We start from the raw sequence: 14,324 nt of genomic DNA, 5'->3' as shown, positions 1-14,324 counted from the left end.
GAAGCCAGCGGATCGACGAGGACCACGCAAGACACCCGGCGAGGCCTCGTCGCATCAGCGTCCGACGCAAGGAAGCTCTCCCCATGGACACGATCGGTATCAACTCGTCCACTGCACCGTCACCTGCAGGCGGCACCCCGACTCCGGCCGAGTACCTGGCCCGTGCGGTGGAACTCGCGACAGAGAACGTCCGCAATGAGGGCGGCCCGTTCGGCGCCATCATCGTGTCGGCCGACGGGCGGGTGTTCGAAGGCGTCAACCGCGTCACCGCCAATCTCGATCCTTCGGCCCACGCCGAGGTCACCGCCATCCGGAACGCCTGTCAGGCTCTGGGCACCTTCGACCTGACCGGCGCGGTGCTATACACCAGCTGCGAGCCGTGCCCGATGTGTCTCGCCACCTCGCTGTGGGCACGGGTCGAGAAGGTCTACTTCGCCGCCGATCGCAACGACGCGGCCGACGCAGGTTTCGACGACGCGGTCTTCTACCGCTACTTCGAAGGAGGAGCGGAAGACCGGGCTATCATGCCGGTCGCGCAGGAGCCGCTCCCGCCGGCACAGCGCGTCGCCGCGTTCACCGAGTGGACGCACACGGCCACTCGCACCGAGTACTGATCACCCACTGCTCGAACCACTGACTGGAGCCGATGATGTCTTCAACAACTTCCACGCGCGACGATTCTGGCGAAGCCACGCCACCGCCGGTGCGTCCGCCGCTCCCCACCGGGGCCACGACGACCGTCGACGCGAAGCCCAAGAACGCGCTCGACAGGTTCTTCGAGATCACTCAGCGCGGCTCCACCGTCGCTCGTGAGGTCCGCGGAGGCGTCGTCACATTCGTGACCATGGCGTACATCGTGATCCTGAATCCGCTCATCCTCGGTGGTGTGGAGGATGTCGCCGGCAATGCGCTGCAGAGCGCGCAGATCGGTGCGGCGACCGGGCTCACCGCCGGCGTCATGACGATCCTGTTCGGTGTCGTCGCCCGTCTGCCGTTCGCGCTCGCCGCAGGGCTCGGCATCAACTCGTTCCTCGCGGTGGCCGTCGTCGGTCAGGTGACCTGGCCGGAGGCCATGGGACTCGTCGTGATCAACGGCCTCCTCATCGTGCTGTTCGGAGCCACCGGCATCCGAACCGCGATCTTCAACGCCGTGCCCCACGCTCTCAAAGCGGCCATCACGGTCGGCATCGGACTGTTCATCGCGTTCATCGGCTTCGTCGACTCCGGGTTCGTCAGCCGCACTCCCGGTGGCCCGCCCGTGCAGCTGGGCGACGGCGGATCCATCACCTCGGTGCCGACGTTCATCTTCCTGATCGGCCTGATCCTGATCGGCGTGCTCGTGGCGCGCAAGGTGCCGGGCGGCATCCTGATCGGCATCGTCGCGTCGACGATCATCGCTATCGTCGCGCAGTCGTTCCTCAAGCTCGGTTCGAGCGCGGAAGATCCGGGCGGATGGCACATGACCATCCCGGAGCTGCCGACCTCGTTCGTGACGATCCCCGACTTCGGTCTGGTCGGGCAGTTCGACCTGTTCGGTTCATTCGGGCGCATCGGCGCGCTCGCCGCGACGATGCTGGTCTTCACGCTCGTGTTCTCGAACTTCTTCGACGCCATGGGCACGATGACCGGCCTCGCCAAGAACTCGGGCCTTGCGTACAAGGACGGCACGTTCCCCCGCCTGCGCTCGGCCTTCGTCGTCGAGGGACTGGGCGCTGTGGCCGGAGGTGCGACCTCGACATCGTCGAACACCGTCTTCGTGGACAGCGCGGCCGGCATCGGCGAGGGTGCGCGCACGGGTCTGTCGTCGGTCGTCGTCGGTGCGCTGTTCCTGCTGTCGATGTTCTTCACCCCTCTCACGCTCGTGGTGCCGATCGAGGTCGGCTCTGCGGCGCTGGTCGTCGTGGGCGCGATGATGATGGCGCAGGTCAAGGAGATCAAGTTCACCAAGTTCGCGGTCGCGCTGCCGGTGTTCCTCACGATCGTGACCATGCCGCTCACGTACTCGATCGCCAACGGCATCGGCGTCGGGTTCATCTCCTGGGCGCTGATCAACGCGCTCTCCGGGCGCGCGAAGAAGGTGCACTGGCTGATGTGGATCGTCGCCGCCGGCTTCACGCTCTACTTCGTGCGCGGACCGATCGAGGCGCTTCTCGGAGGCTGAGTTCGCGGCGCCCCAGCGCATGGAAGAAGAGTTTCCGGGCTCGGCGAGCACCGGAAGCCCGGAAACTCTTCTTCCATCTGTTGCGATCGTGTCCCGCTCGTGCCCGAAAGGGTGGCTGGCGATCGAAACGGCGCGAATGCGCCCCTTCACCGGCCTTGGTCACCCGGGGGGCGGTGCCCGACGACTCAGCGCCGACTTCGTAGAACGAGGCGCACCGGTCATGCCAGCGCAGGTATCCAAGCCACCGCAACATATGCACCAGCTGAAGCCACCCCCACCAACACGATGCCTATGACAACCACCGCCCGGCGTCGAGTGCGGCTGAGGATGAACACCAGCAGTAGCGCAATAGTCAGTAGCCCCAGCACCGTTGTCCAGACGATCGCCGCCGAAATCCGATCGACAGCGAAGCAGTTCCGAGGCCCTGGGTAAGTCAACGCGCACACTTCGGGCCCAACCGGCACTGCCACGGCCCAAGTGAGAATGACGGCTGCAACCGCCAGCGCAAGTATCGCCGCTGCTCCCCAGCCACGCCGAGACTGTAGAGGTGTCGCTGTGATCTTGCCAATGATCGCGTCCACCTCTTCAGGTTAGGCGGGTGTGGCCCGGCGTCCGGTGTCACGAAGTCACCCGCGTCCGATGAACGGCATGCCGGCCGCTGTGACGGTCAGCTGAGGGACGCTGACCTCGAGCGGCGTGCGTGCGAGCTGAACGATGAGGTCGGCGACGTGTCCGGCGTCCATCGTCGGCTCGGGTCGACGTGAGCCATCGGCCTGCAGAGCGCCGTCTGAGACCAGCCGGTCGATCAGCTCAGTGCGGGCGTTGCCGATGTCGAGCTGGGTCGCAGTGATCCGGTGAGCGCGTCCATCGAGCTCGATGGACTTCGTCAGCCCCGCGATCGCGTGCTTGGTCGTCGTATACGCCACTGAACGCGGGCGCGGCGTCTGCGCTGAGATCGACCCGTTGTTGATGATGCGCCCTCCGACGGGCGACTGGGTGCTCATCTGCCGGAAGGCCGCTCCCGCGCAGAGCACCGCGCCGGTGAGATTGACGGCGAGGGTCGACTCCCACTCGGCGATCGTGAGGTCGCCGACGTCGGCGTTAGGACCGAACACGCCGGCGTTGTTCACCAGCATGTCCAGTCGGCCGAAGCGCTCCACATGGCGTGCGAAAAGTCGATCCACCTGCGACTGATCGGTGATGTCGGTCTCGACGATGAGGGCGTCGGGGTGACGGATGCCGTCGATCGCGGCTGTCTCCTGCACCGGCGCGCTGCGCCGACCGGCCAGGGTCACGCCGAAGCCTGCATCGAGGAGTGCTCGGGCGATCGCGCGGCCGATGCCGCTGCCGGCACCGGTGACGATCGCCGAAGCGGCGGGTGCGCCGGTCAACGGTGCGCTCGATCGACGTCGCCCGTGTGGTTCACGGCATCCGGGTCGTCTGCATCAGGTTCGTCATCCGCGTGCTTGGCGCTCTCCACTACGACGGGCGCCGCCTCGTCGATGAGCTGCAGGATGCGGGCCGCGACGCTCACGGCGATGACGGCCGGCTGCTTTCCCGACACCTCCGGCACGCCGATCGGCGTCGTGACGCGCGCGAGATCCGCCTCGGCGTGCCCGAGCTCGGTGAGCTTCTTGCGGAAACGCGCCCACTTGGATGCCGAGCCGATCAGGCCGATGGAGCGGATGCCGCCTGTGCGAAGCGACTGATCGACGACGGCGAGATCCTCGACATGGTCGTGCGTCATCACCAGCACGTGCGCGTCGGTCGGCAAGGTCATGAGCGCCGCCTCGGGAACGGGGGAGTGCGTGATGTGGATCCTGGCGACAGCATCCGCGAAGACGCCGTCGCGGCCCGGCTCGCCGACGCGCGCGAGCGCGAGCATCTCGGGCCGGGAATCGATCAGATGCAGATCGATCTCGTGCCGGGCGAGCACGCGCGCGAGCTCCAGGCCGACGTGCCCGATCCCGAAGATCGCGACGACGGGGACGACCCGCATCGGCTCGAGCATCATCGTGACCTCTCCTCCGCAGCACTGCACGCCATACTCCGTCGTCGCCTTGTCGCTGAGCGTGAGCGTGAGCAGTTCGGGTTCTGTCGACCCGGATGCGAGCATCGCACGGGCTCGATCGATCGTCGTCGCCTCGAGGTTGCCGCCACCGATCGTGCCGAACACGCCATCGGGGGAGACGACCATCTTCGCGCCGCCGTTGCGGGGCGCATGACCGCGGACGAGGGCCATGGTCACGACGACGGCAGGAACGCGCCGCGTGCGCAGATCCTGAAGTGCATCGAGCCAGTCCATCTCGTGTTCCGATCAGCGAACGGCTGCGAGTTCGTGAGCACCGGCACGAGCGGGCGTCGCCTCCGCAACTGCCTGCTGCACGGCACGGACCGCCCAGAAGACGGCTTCCGGCGTCGCGGGCGAGCCGAGTTCGACCATTTGACCCTCCGGTCCGAATGCGCCGACGGCCTCACGGATCGCCTCGCGCGCACTGAACGCGAGCATGAACGGCGGCTCGCCCACGGCTTTGGAGCCGTAGACCGCGCCGTCCTCTCGGGCGTCCTCGAACAGCCGTACGTTGAATTCTTCCGGCATCTCCGAGAAGCTCGGCAGCTTATAGGTCGACGCCGATTGGGTCTGCAGACGTCCGCGATTCGGACCGGCGCTGGTGTCCCAGCGCAGCTCCTCCAGCGTCAGCCAGCCGACGCCCTGCACGTAGGCGCCCTCGATCTGGCCGACGTCGAGCATGGGAGAGAGCGAATCACCCACATCGTGGACGATGTCCACTCGGCGCACCCGGTACGCCCCGGTGAACTCATCGACCTCGACCTCGGTCGCCGCACATCCGTACGCGAAGTACTTGAACGGAGAGCCCTGCATGATCTCGGGGTTCCAGTGCAGGCCCTCGGTGCGGTAATAGCCCGCCGCGAACAACTGCACGCGCTGCAGGTAGGCGGCGTTGGCGACCTCGCCGAAGGTCAGCGCCTTCTCGGTGTTGCCGAGACCGGTGATCAGGCCGGCGGAGAAGCGAACGTCGCGCGCGTCGACGTTCAGCAGGCGCGCGGCGACATCCGCCATGCGCTCGCGGATCTGCTCGCACGCGTTCTTCACCGCGCCGCCGTTGAGGTCGGCGCCTGACGACGCCGCGGTCGCTGACGTGTTCGGCACCTTGTCGGTGCGCGTGGGCGCGAGCCGCACCTGGTGCAGCTCGAGGCCGAGCGCCGTGGCCGCGACCTGCAGCATCTTGGTGTGCAGGCCCTGGCCCATCTCGGTGCCGCCGTGATTGATCAGCACCGAGCCGTCCTTGTAGACGTGCACGAGCGCGCCGGCCTGGTTGAAGGCCGCGAAGTTGAACGAGATGCCGAACTTGACCGGTGTCATCGCCAGAGCCCGCTTGGCGTGCGGGCTGTTCGCGTTGAACTTTGCGATCTCGGCGCGGCGCTCGTCGACGTTCGCCTCGTCGCGTAGTTGGTTCCAGATCTTGCCCGTGCGGGCGGCATCCTTGACGAGCTGGCCGTAAGGGGTCGACTGACCCTGCTGGTAGAAGTTCTTCTCGCGCAGCTCTATCGGGTCGATACCCATGGCAGCGGCGGAGCGGCCGAGGATGTCTTCGATGAGGAACACGCCCTGCGGCCCGCCGAAACCGCGGAAGGCCGTGTTCGAAGCCTTGTTCGTTTTCGCAATCCGCCCGTGGGCGTGCACGTTGGGGATCCAGTAGGCGTTGTCGAGGTGGCAGAGCGCCCGGCCGAGGACGGGCTCGGAAAGGTCGAGGCTCCATCCGCCGTCGCAGGTGAGCACAGCATCCAGTCCCTGAAGGAGGCCATCGGAGTCGAAGCCGACCTTCCACTCGATTCGGAACGGATGCCGCTTGCCGGTCATCGTGATGTCCTGCGTGCGATTCAGCCGCAGCCGCACCGGACGTCCGGTGAGCTTCGCGCCGAGCGCCGCGATCGCGGCGAACCCGTGAGACTGCATCTCCTTGCCGCCGAACGCGCCGCCCATGCGCAGCGACTGCACGGTGACCTGGTTCGCGGGGATGTTCAGCACGTGCGCGACGATGTCCTGCGTCTCAGACGGATGCTGCGTCGAGCACTGCACGAAGTACTGGCCCTCTGAGTCGAGCGTGGCGAACGATGCCTGCGTCTCGAGGTAGAAGTGCTCCTGCCCGCCGAACTCGCTCACGCCTTCGAAGACGTGCGCCGAGGATGCCAGGGCGGATGCCGCGTCCCCACGCTGCACCGTGCGCGCAATGCCCTGGAACGAGTCGGCGTCGACTGCATCCTGGATCGTGATCAGTGACGGCAGGGGCTCATAGTCGACGGTGACGGCGGCGGCGCCGAGCCGGGCGGCTTCCTGCGTTTCGCCGAGCACCCAGACCAGGGCGTGGCCGTAGAACATGGCCTCGTCGGGGAACAGCGGCTCGTCGTGCTTGATACCTGCGTCGTTGACACCGGGGACGTCGTCGGCGGTGAGAACGCGCACGACCCCTGGCACCTCGTACGCTCCGGAGACGTCGATGCTGACCTTCGCGTGCGCGTTGGTGGACTGGACGGGCCACGCCGTGAGCACACCGGCGGTGTGCGCGGCGAGGTCGTCGGTGTACATGGCGGCACCCGTCACGTGCAGGGCTGCGCTCTCATGCGGGGCGCGAATTCCCACGACGGGATTGGCCGGACGGTCGGCGAGAGCGCTCATGCCGACACCTCCTTGTTGTCGAGGACGGTAGTGCTGTAGAGCTTCAGCAGCGCGGTGTTGAGCATGAGCGCGCGATACTCCGAGCTCGCGCGATGATCGGACATCGGCGTTCCCTCGCTGCCGAGGACTTCGGATGCTGCGCGGACGGTGGCGATGGTCCAGGGCTGCCCGACAAGAGCCTCCTCGGTTGCCCGGGCGCGCAGCGGAGTGGCAGCCACGCCGCCGAGCCCGATCTTCGCCGCCACGACGGAGCCACCTTCGATATCGAGGGCGAAGGCGACCGCGACGCTCGAGATGTCGTCGAAGCGACGCTTGGCGATCTTCTGGAACGAGGTCACTTTCGCCAGCGGCAGAGGGATACGGATGGCGCGGATCAGTTCGTCCGCACGCCTGACCGACTGGCGGTACCCGGTGAAGTACTCGGCCAGGTCGACTTCGCGCTCTCCGTCTGCAGATGCCAGCACCACGCGGGCGCCCAGGGCCAGCAGAGCCGGGGGAGTGTCGCCGATCGGCGATCCGGTGCCGAGGTTGCCGCCGATGGTTCCGCGGTTGCGGATCAGGCGGGAGGCGAACTGGGGGAACAGCTGCGCGAGCAGCGGCACCGCGCCGCCGAGGCGCGACTCGATCTCTGAGAGGGCGAGTGCGGCGCCGATCTCGATCTCATCGTCGCCGACGACGAGCGTGCGCAGTTCTTCATGGTGCTCGATCGCCACGACGAGAGGCGCGCGTGAGCCGCGGATGTTCACCTCGACGCCCCAGTCCGTGGATCCGGCGACGAGGAGAGCATCCGGTTCGTCACGGAGCAGACGCAGGGTCTCATCGAGGGATGCCCGGCGGATGAAGCGGGAGTCGTCGACCGTGGCCGCCGTCGCGACCGGGATGGGCGCGGGCGCGCCGAGGCGCTGCTGCAGGGGGTCGTCGCTCTCGGGTGCGCCGAGTGCGTATGCGGCATCGCGGATCGGACGGTAGCCGGTGCATCGGCAGAGATTTCCGCTCAGCGCATGAAGGTCGAACCCATTCGGGCCGTGTTCGGCGTCGTGCACAGGGCACCCGTCGTCGACCGCACCCTCTGCCACCGCTTCGCGACCGTCCCGGTAGTACTCGCCTGCCATGCTGCAGACGAACCCCGGGGTGCAGTAGCCGCACTGCGAGCCGCCGGCCTCGGCGAGCTTCTCCTGCACGGGATGCAGCGCACCGGGGCTGCCGAGACCTTCAGCAGTGACGATCTCCTGACCGTTCAGCGCATAGACCGGCACCAGGCACGAGTTCACCGGTGTCCACGCCGAGCCGCCTTCGGGTGTCGGCGTCGCGAGCATGACCGCGCACGCCCCGCATTCTCCCTCGGCGCAGCCTTCTTTTGCGCCGGAGAGTCCGGTGCTGCGTAACCAGTCCAAGGCAGTGGTGTGTGCAGGGGCACCCGCGAGCGGGCGGCTCTTCCCGTTGACGTTGACCGCGATGTCATCCATAGGTAGATCTCCTCAGGTCCGGCGATGCTGCAGGTGCGGGCGCCGATCCGGATCCAATGATGCGAGTCTAAGCGCCCGACAATGCCGGGTGGGGGCCAAACAGATTGTCCCGTTTCCAGTATTCGGAAACACTATTCTGTTCCATGGAAAGGATAGGCCGACCGTCGAGCGTGGTCAAGTACACGCCGGCGTGGCCTATGCCCCGTGAGGAGACTGCTCCTGATCACCAGTCGTGCACGGTGCCGTCGAGCAGACGGTTCACCGGCAGGTACGCCTTCGTGTAGTCGTAGCCGGCCGCGGCATCCTCATCGAGGTCGACGCCGAGACCGGGCTGGTCGCCGGGGTGCAGGAAGCCTCGGTCGAACGTGAACGAGGTCTGGAACACCTCAAGCGTCTGCTCGTTGTGCGGCATGTACTCCTGGATGCCGAAGTTGTGGATCGCGAGGTCGAGGTGCAGGGCCGCAGCCATGCCCACCGGCGAGATGTCGGTCGGCCCGTGGATACCGGACTTGATGCCGAAGATCGCGGCGAAGTCGAGCAGCTTCTTCATGTCGGTGATGCCGCCGGTGTGGGTGACCGCCGAGCGCACGTAGTCGATCAGACGCTCGGTGATCAGGGTCTGGTAGTCGAAGACCGAGTTGAACACCTCGCCGATCGCGAGAGGCGTCGTCGAGTGCTGGCGCACCAGACGCAGCGCGGTCTGGTCCTCACCCGGAGTGCAGTCCTCGAGCCAGAAGAGGTCGTACGGCTCGATGTCCTTCGCTAAGCGCGCGGCCTCGATGGGCGACATCCGGTGGTGTCCGTCGTGGAGGATGCGCAGGTCCGTGCCGAAGTCCTCGCGGATCTGCGAGATGATCCCGGGCATGTGAGTGAGGTAGTTGCGGGTGTCCCACGACTCCTCGGCGGGGCGGTCGCCAGAGCGCTTGGCAGGCTCGTAGTCATATCGCACGCCGGGTCCCGCGGCCGAGACGCCGTAGATCTGGCCGAGACCTGGTACGCCGGTCTGCACGCGCACCGCGGTGAAGCCGAGCTCCTCGTATCCGGCGATGGCGTTCTTGAGGGCGGCGTAGACGGTGCCCGAGGCGTGTGCGTAGACACGAACGCCTTCGCGGCTCGCGCCGCCGAGCAGCTGGTACAGGGGCATCCCCGCCTTCTTCGCCTTGATGTCCCACAGCGCCATGTCGACGGCGGCGATCGCGGCCATCGTGACCGGGCCGCGGCGCCAGTACGGTCCGCGGTACAGGTACTGCCAGGTGTCCTCGATACGGTCCTCGTCGCGGCCGACGAGCATCGAGGCGACGTGGTCGGAGAGATACGAGGCGACGGCGAGTTCGCGTCCGTTGAGCGTCGCGTCACCGAGGCCGACGATGCCGTCGGAGGTCGTGATCTTGAGCGTGACGAAGTTGCGCCCTGGGCTGGTGATGATGACGTCGGCGATCTCGATGGTCATGTCGTTCTCCTGGAAGTACGGGTCGGGGTGTGGGGTGCGGACGTTGGGCGTCCGCACCCCAGCTCGCGGTGAGCTGTTCGATCAGATCGCGTCGCGGGGGTCCGTCAGGTCGCGGCCGGCGACCTCGGGCATCCAGATCGAGGCGACGAGCGCGCTCAGTGTGAAGACCAGAGAGCGCGAGCAGATCGAGCAGGCCCGTCGGCTCGACGGCATGCTGCTGTGCTCCCCGTGTCTGCCCGACGCCGAGGTGCTCGAGCTGGTCGGTGACACGCCGTACGTCGTCGTGAATCGCCAGATCGACGGCGCCCCCTGTGTGCTGATGGATTCGGAGCACGGACCGGCGCAGGCTATCGAGCATCTCGCTGCCCTCGGCCATACTCACATCGCGTACGCCGCCGGCCGCAGCGAGCGGTGCCACAGCCGTCGTCGCCTACAACGACCTCGTCGCTCTCGGTCTCGAATCGGGTCTACTGGAACTCGGCCGGAAGTGTCCTGCCGACATCAGCATCGTCGGCATCGATGACATCGACCTCGCAGGTGCGGTCACGCCGGGGCTCACCACGGTACGGATGCCGATCGCCCGCAGCGGCGCCCTCGCGGTCGACGTGTTGCTGCAGGCGATCGTCGGAACGGTCGTGGACGATATCACGCTCGGCTCGCAGCTGATCGTGCGTGCCTCCACCGCAGTCGCCGCCGCCTGAGCGCAGCACAGCCGCTGGAAGGGGAGCTGCGGTCGATCCGTCAGGTCGCGCTGGAGAGCGCGGAGATCTCGGCTACGACCTCGCGCAGTACGGGGATCGCCCGCTCAGCGAATCCCTCGTCGACACGGGCGACCGGACCGGAAACGGACACCGCCGTGAGAGTTGGCATGTCCGGCACTGCCATCGCGTAGCAGCGCACACCGATCTCCTGCTCGCCGTCGTCGATCGCATAGCCGCGCTCGCGCGTCAGGGCGAGGTCGGCCAGCAGTGCGTCGATCGTTCCGAGCGAGTGCTCGGTGTCACGCGGCATCCCGGTGCGGGAGATGATGTCGCGGACGGCGTCATCGCTCATCTGCGCGAGGATCGCCTTGCCGACGCCGGTGGAGTGCAGGTACGAGCGGCGGCCCACCTCGGTGAACATGCGCATCGCGTGCGGGGACGGCGCCTGCGACACGTAGATCACGCGGTCGCCGTCGATCGTGGCGAGGTTGGACGTCTCACCGAGGCGTTCCACGAGGTCCTTGAGCTGCGGCATCGCGATCCGGCCGAACTTGCGGTTCGCTGCCTCGCCGAGGCGCACCAGGCGCGGGCCGAGCGCGTAGCGCCTGTTCGCGAGCTGGCGAGCGTAGCCGAGTGAGACGAGCGTGCGCAGCAGTCGATGGATGGTCGGCAGCGGCAGCTCGGCGGAAGCCGACAGCTCACTGAGGGTGACATCGCCGCCTGCGTCGGCGATGAGCTCGAGCAGGTCGAAGACTCGGGTGACGGACTTCACTCCGTCTGACGCTGATGCGGGCATTGCTCGACCTCTCGACTTCACTCACTCGTCCACAGGGTGGACCAACAGACTTATCCACATGGTGGAAAGGACTTCCCGCTCAGGCTATCTCATCCGTGAATCACGTCGGGTCTTGAAACTTCCGTATTGTGGAGGTTATTATCCACATGACAGAAGGGGTCGCATGACCATTCAGATCCAGCCCCGCATCGATGCGGCGGATGACATCCTCACTGCCGAGGCGCTCCGTTTCGTGGAAGACCTGCACCGTGAGTTCGACACCAGGCGTCGCGAACTGCTCCTCGCGCGCCAGTTGCGCCGTGAGCAGGTCGCCCGCACCGGCCGACTCGACTTCCTGGCCGAGACCGCGCACATCCGTCAGGCGGACTGGCAGGTCGCCTCCGCCCCGTCGGCGCTCGAGGACCGTCGAGTCGAGATCACCGGGCCCGCCTCGCCGGCGAAGATGGCGATCAACGCACTGAACTCCGAGGCCCGCGTCTGGCTGGCCGACCTGGAGGACGCGTCGAGCCCGACCTGGGAGAACGTCGTCGAGGGGATCAGGAACCTCCGCGATGCAGCCCGCGGCACGCTCGCCTACACATCGCCCGCTGGCAAGGCTTATGCCCTGCGCACGGACGTGAACCGTCCTACGGTCGTCACCCGACCCAGGGGCTGGCACCTCTCCGAGAGCCATGTGCTCATCGACGGTGAACGCGCGAGCGCATCGCTCGTCGACTTCGGGCTGCACTTCTTCCACACGGCCAGGCAGCTCATCGCCAACGGGCACGGTCCGTACTACTACCTTCCGAAACTCGAGAGTCACCGCGAAGCACGTCTGTGGAACGATGTGTTCGTGCATGCTCAGGCTGCTCTCGGCATCCCCCAGGGGACGATCCGCGCCACGGTGCTGATCGAGACGATTCCCGCGGCGTTCGAGATGGACGAGATCCTCTATGAGCTGCGCGATCACGCTTCGGGACTCAACGCCGGACGCTGGGACTACCTGTTCAGCCTGATCAAGGTGTTCCGCGACCAGGGCGAGGCGTTCGCCCTGCCCGACCGTGCAGACGTCGCGATGACTGCGCCGTTCATGCGCGCGTACACCGAGCTGCTGGTCAAGACCTGTCACCGGCGCGGCGCCGTCGCGATGGGCGGCATGGCCGCGTTCGTGCCCAACCGCAACGACGTGGAGGCCACCAAGGCGGCCTTCGACAAGGTGCGCGCCGACAAGGCCCGTGAAGCCGGCGACGGCTTCGACGGTTCGTGGGTCGCGCATCCCGACCTCGTCCCGATCTGCCGCGAGGTCTTCGACGAGGTGCTCGGCGAGCGCCCCAACCAGCTGGATCGTCAACGACCTGAAGTGTCGGTCACGGCTGACGAGCTGCTCGATGTGGCGTCAGCATCCGGAAACGCGACCGAGGTCGGCCTGCGCACCAACCTCGCCGTGGCAGTCACCTACACCGCGGTCTGGCTCTCCGGCAACGGCGCCGTCGCGATCAACAACCTCATGGAGGATGCCGCGACCGCTGAGATCTCGCGCTCGCAGATCTGGCAGCAGCTTCGGGGCGCCACCACCCTCGCCGACACCGGTGAGCAGGTCACAGCCGACCTCGTCCAGCGGTTGTTGGCCGAGGAGGTCGCGAAGATCGCCGCCGGCGTCAGCGACGCGGACTTCGAGGAGTTCTACCAGCCGGCAGCTCGCCTGATCTCGCAGATCTGCCTCGACGACGAGTACGTCGACTTCCTCACGCTTCCGGCATACGAGCTGCTCATCGACAGCACCTCCGCCAAGGTGGACGTATGAGCCCCGGACTCAGTGACGCCGACCTGGCGAAGATCGATCGGCACCTCACCGCGACCGATTCGCTTCTGGAGGCCGCCTATCCCGGTGACAGCGGGTCACGCCAGCCGGTGCACACCGTCTACATTCCCGCCGATCAGTTCACGCCGGATCTGGCCTCACGGTGGGGTGCGCAGGCGCTCGCCGCCGTCGAGGCAGCCGGAGGGATGGAGAGCCTCGCCACGCACGTGGGCATCGAGGCCGCGCTCATCGGCCCCGTGGCGGAGCGGGTGGCCCACAAGCTCGCCTCCGAGCCGATCGAAGACCTGCGACTGGATTTCGAGGACGGCTACGGAGATCGCGGCGACACGGAGGACGCGGATGTCGTGACTGCGGCATCGAAGGTGTCGGATGCCGTGGCATCCGGGTCGGCTCCCCCTTTCATCGGCATCCGCTTCAAATGCTTCGAGAAGCCGACTCGCGCACGCGGCCTTCGTACCCTCGACCTGTTCATCGGCGGGCTGCTCGATGCCGGCCCGCTGCCCGACGGACTGGTGCTCACGCTCCCGAAGGTGACGACCACCGCGCAGGTCGAGGCGATGGTCATCGCAGTCGACGCTCTCGAGCGCGCCCACGGACTGGAAGCCGGTCGCATCCGCTTCGAGGTGCAGGTCGAGACGCCGCAGCTCGTGCTCGGCGCCGACGGGCGCTCGCCGCTGGCGCAGCTGCCGGTGGTCGCACCCGGCCGCATCTCGGGGCTGCACTATGGCACCTACGACTACAGCGCCTCGCTCGGCATCGCCGCCGGGTATCAGTCGATGGAGCATCCCGCCGCCGATCTCGCGAAGGAGATCATGCAGCTCACGGTCGCCGGTACCGGCATCCGTCTCTCCGACGGCTCGACGAACATCCTGCCGGTGGGCGAACGCGCGACCGAAGCATGGACGCTGCATGCGCGACTCGTGCGGCGCTCGCTCGAGCGCGGCTTCTACCAGGGATGGGACCTCCACCCGCATCAACTGGCGACGCGGTACTTGGCCACATATGCCTTCTACCGGAATGGCTACCCGGACGCGGCATCGCGGCTGCGTGCCTACCTCGCACAGGAGGAGGGTGCTGTCATGGACGAGCCGGCCACTGCGCGAGCGCTCGCGTGGTTCGTGCTCCGTGGAGTGCAGTGCGGCGCCATCGACGCAGCCGAGATGGCTGCAGATATCGGCATCCGGGTCGACGAACTCACCGTGCTCGCGCATCCCCGGCTCGCCGACAACACGCTCGCCCGCAGTTGACGC

Annotated in this window: 13 protein-coding genes; 6 read left to right on the top strand and 7 right to left on the bottom strand. The window is 67.1% G+C overall.

What is annotated here, in order from left to right:
• The first annotated feature begins 83 nt into the window (after positions 1 to 83).
• Positions 84 to 614 carry a nucleoside deaminase gene (locus HDC95_RS13560; protein ID WP_259064108.1) on the top strand — a complete coding sequence of 177 codons (531 nt, stop codon included), beginning with the start codon at positions 84 to 86 and terminating at the stop codon, positions 612 to 614.
• Positions 615 to 649: 35 nt separating this feature from the next.
• Positions 650 to 2,161: an NCS2 family permease gene (locus HDC95_RS13555; RefSeq protein WP_396652715.1), complete on the top strand. Its 1,512-nt coding sequence runs from the start codon at positions 650 to 652 to the stop codon at positions 2,159 to 2,161.
• Positions 2,162 to 2,787: 626 nt separating this feature from the next.
• Here HDC95_RS13555 and HDC95_RS13550 read toward each other — a convergent pair.
• The 6 genes from HDC95_RS13550 to HDC95_RS13525 form a co-directional block, all read right to left on the bottom strand.
• Positions 2,788 to 3,552 carry an SDR family oxidoreductase gene (locus tag HDC95_RS13550; RefSeq protein WP_259064106.1) on the bottom strand — a complete coding sequence of 255 codons (765 nt, stop codon included), beginning with the start codon at positions 3,550 to 3,552 and terminating at the stop codon, positions 2,788 to 2,790.
• On the bottom strand, positions 3,549 to 4,466 hold the full coding sequence (gene xdhC / locus HDC95_RS13545; RefSeq protein WP_259064105.1) for a xanthine dehydrogenase accessory protein XdhC: 918 nt from the start codon (positions 4,464 to 4,466) through the stop codon (positions 3,549 to 3,551). The genes HDC95_RS13550 and xdhC overlap by 4 nt, the downstream gene beginning before the upstream one ends.
• A gap of 12 nt (positions 4,467 to 4,478) precedes the next feature.
• Positions 4,479 to 6,860 carry a xanthine dehydrogenase molybdopterin binding subunit gene (xdhB, locus tag HDC95_RS13540; RefSeq protein ID WP_259064104.1) on the bottom strand — a complete coding sequence of 794 codons (2,382 nt, stop codon included), beginning with the start codon at positions 6,858 to 6,860 and terminating at the stop codon, positions 4,479 to 4,481.
• Complete coding sequence (locus HDC95_RS13535) at positions 6,857 to 8,326, bottom strand: xanthine dehydrogenase small subunit (RefSeq protein ID WP_259064103.1); 1,470 nt, start codon at positions 8,324 to 8,326, stop codon at positions 6,857 to 6,859. Before HDC95_RS13535 ends, xdhB begins: the two co-directional genes overlap by 4 nt.
• 223 nt (positions 8,327 to 8,549) lie before the next feature.
• Entirely contained in the window at positions 8,550 to 9,776 is a 1,227-nt protein-coding gene (gene manD, locus HDC95_RS13530) for a D-mannonate dehydratase ManD (protein WP_259064102.1), read from the bottom strand.
• Positions 9,777 to 9,857: 81 nt separating this feature from the next.
• The gene (locus HDC95_RS13525; RefSeq protein WP_259064209.1) at positions 9,858 to 9,989 is read right to left on the bottom strand and encodes a hypothetical protein; all 132 of its coding nucleotides are present in this window, start codon (positions 9,987 to 9,989) and stop codon (positions 9,858 to 9,860) included.
• On the opposite strand from HDC95_RS13525, the gene HDC95_RS16930 reads away from it, so the two are divergent.
• Positions 9,988 to 10,299, top strand: a complete 312-nt coding sequence (locus HDC95_RS16930) for a hypothetical protein (RefSeq protein WP_396652714.1) — start codon at positions 9,988 to 9,990, stop codon at positions 10,297 to 10,299. The genes HDC95_RS13525 and HDC95_RS16930 overlap by 2 nt on opposite strands.
• Positions 10,247 to 10,477 (top strand): substrate-binding domain-containing protein, encoded by a 231-nt coding sequence (locus tag HDC95_RS16925; RefSeq protein ID WP_396652713.1) that lies wholly within the window; start codon positions 10,247 to 10,249, stop codon positions 10,475 to 10,477. The genes HDC95_RS16930 and HDC95_RS16925 overlap by 53 nt, the downstream gene beginning before the upstream one ends.
• A 40-nt stretch (positions 10,478 to 10,517) precedes the next feature.
• On the opposite strand, the gene HDC95_RS13510 is transcribed toward HDC95_RS16925, so the two are convergent.
• Entirely contained in the window at positions 10,518 to 11,273 is a 756-nt protein-coding gene (locus tag HDC95_RS13510; RefSeq protein WP_259064101.1) for an IclR family transcriptional regulator, read from the bottom strand.
• Between the two features lie 163 nt (positions 11,274 to 11,436).
• Between HDC95_RS13510 and aceB the strand changes: the two genes are divergently transcribed.
• Both aceB and HDC95_RS13500 read left to right on the top strand, forming a co-directional pair.
• A complete protein-coding gene (aceB, locus tag HDC95_RS13505; RefSeq protein ID WP_259064100.1) occupies positions 11,437 to 13,056 on the top strand; it encodes a malate synthase A in 1,620 nt (539 codons plus the stop codon).
• Positions 13,053 to 14,321 (top strand): HpcH/HpaI aldolase/citrate lyase family protein, encoded by a 1,269-nt coding sequence (locus tag HDC95_RS13500; protein WP_259064099.1) that lies wholly within the window; start codon positions 13,053 to 13,055, stop codon positions 14,319 to 14,321. Before aceB ends, HDC95_RS13500 begins: the two co-directional genes overlap by 4 nt.
• The last annotated feature ends 3 nt before the right edge of the window (positions 14,322 to 14,324 follow it).

It is taken from the genome of Microbacterium sp. AK031, assembly GCF_024807145.1.
In the GTDB taxonomy this organism is placed as follows: domain Bacteria; phylum Actinomycetota; class Actinomycetes; order Actinomycetales; family Microbacteriaceae; genus Microbacterium.
Note: the sequence above shows the minus strand (reverse complement) of the source record. Positions and strands in the feature narration are given on the sequence as shown.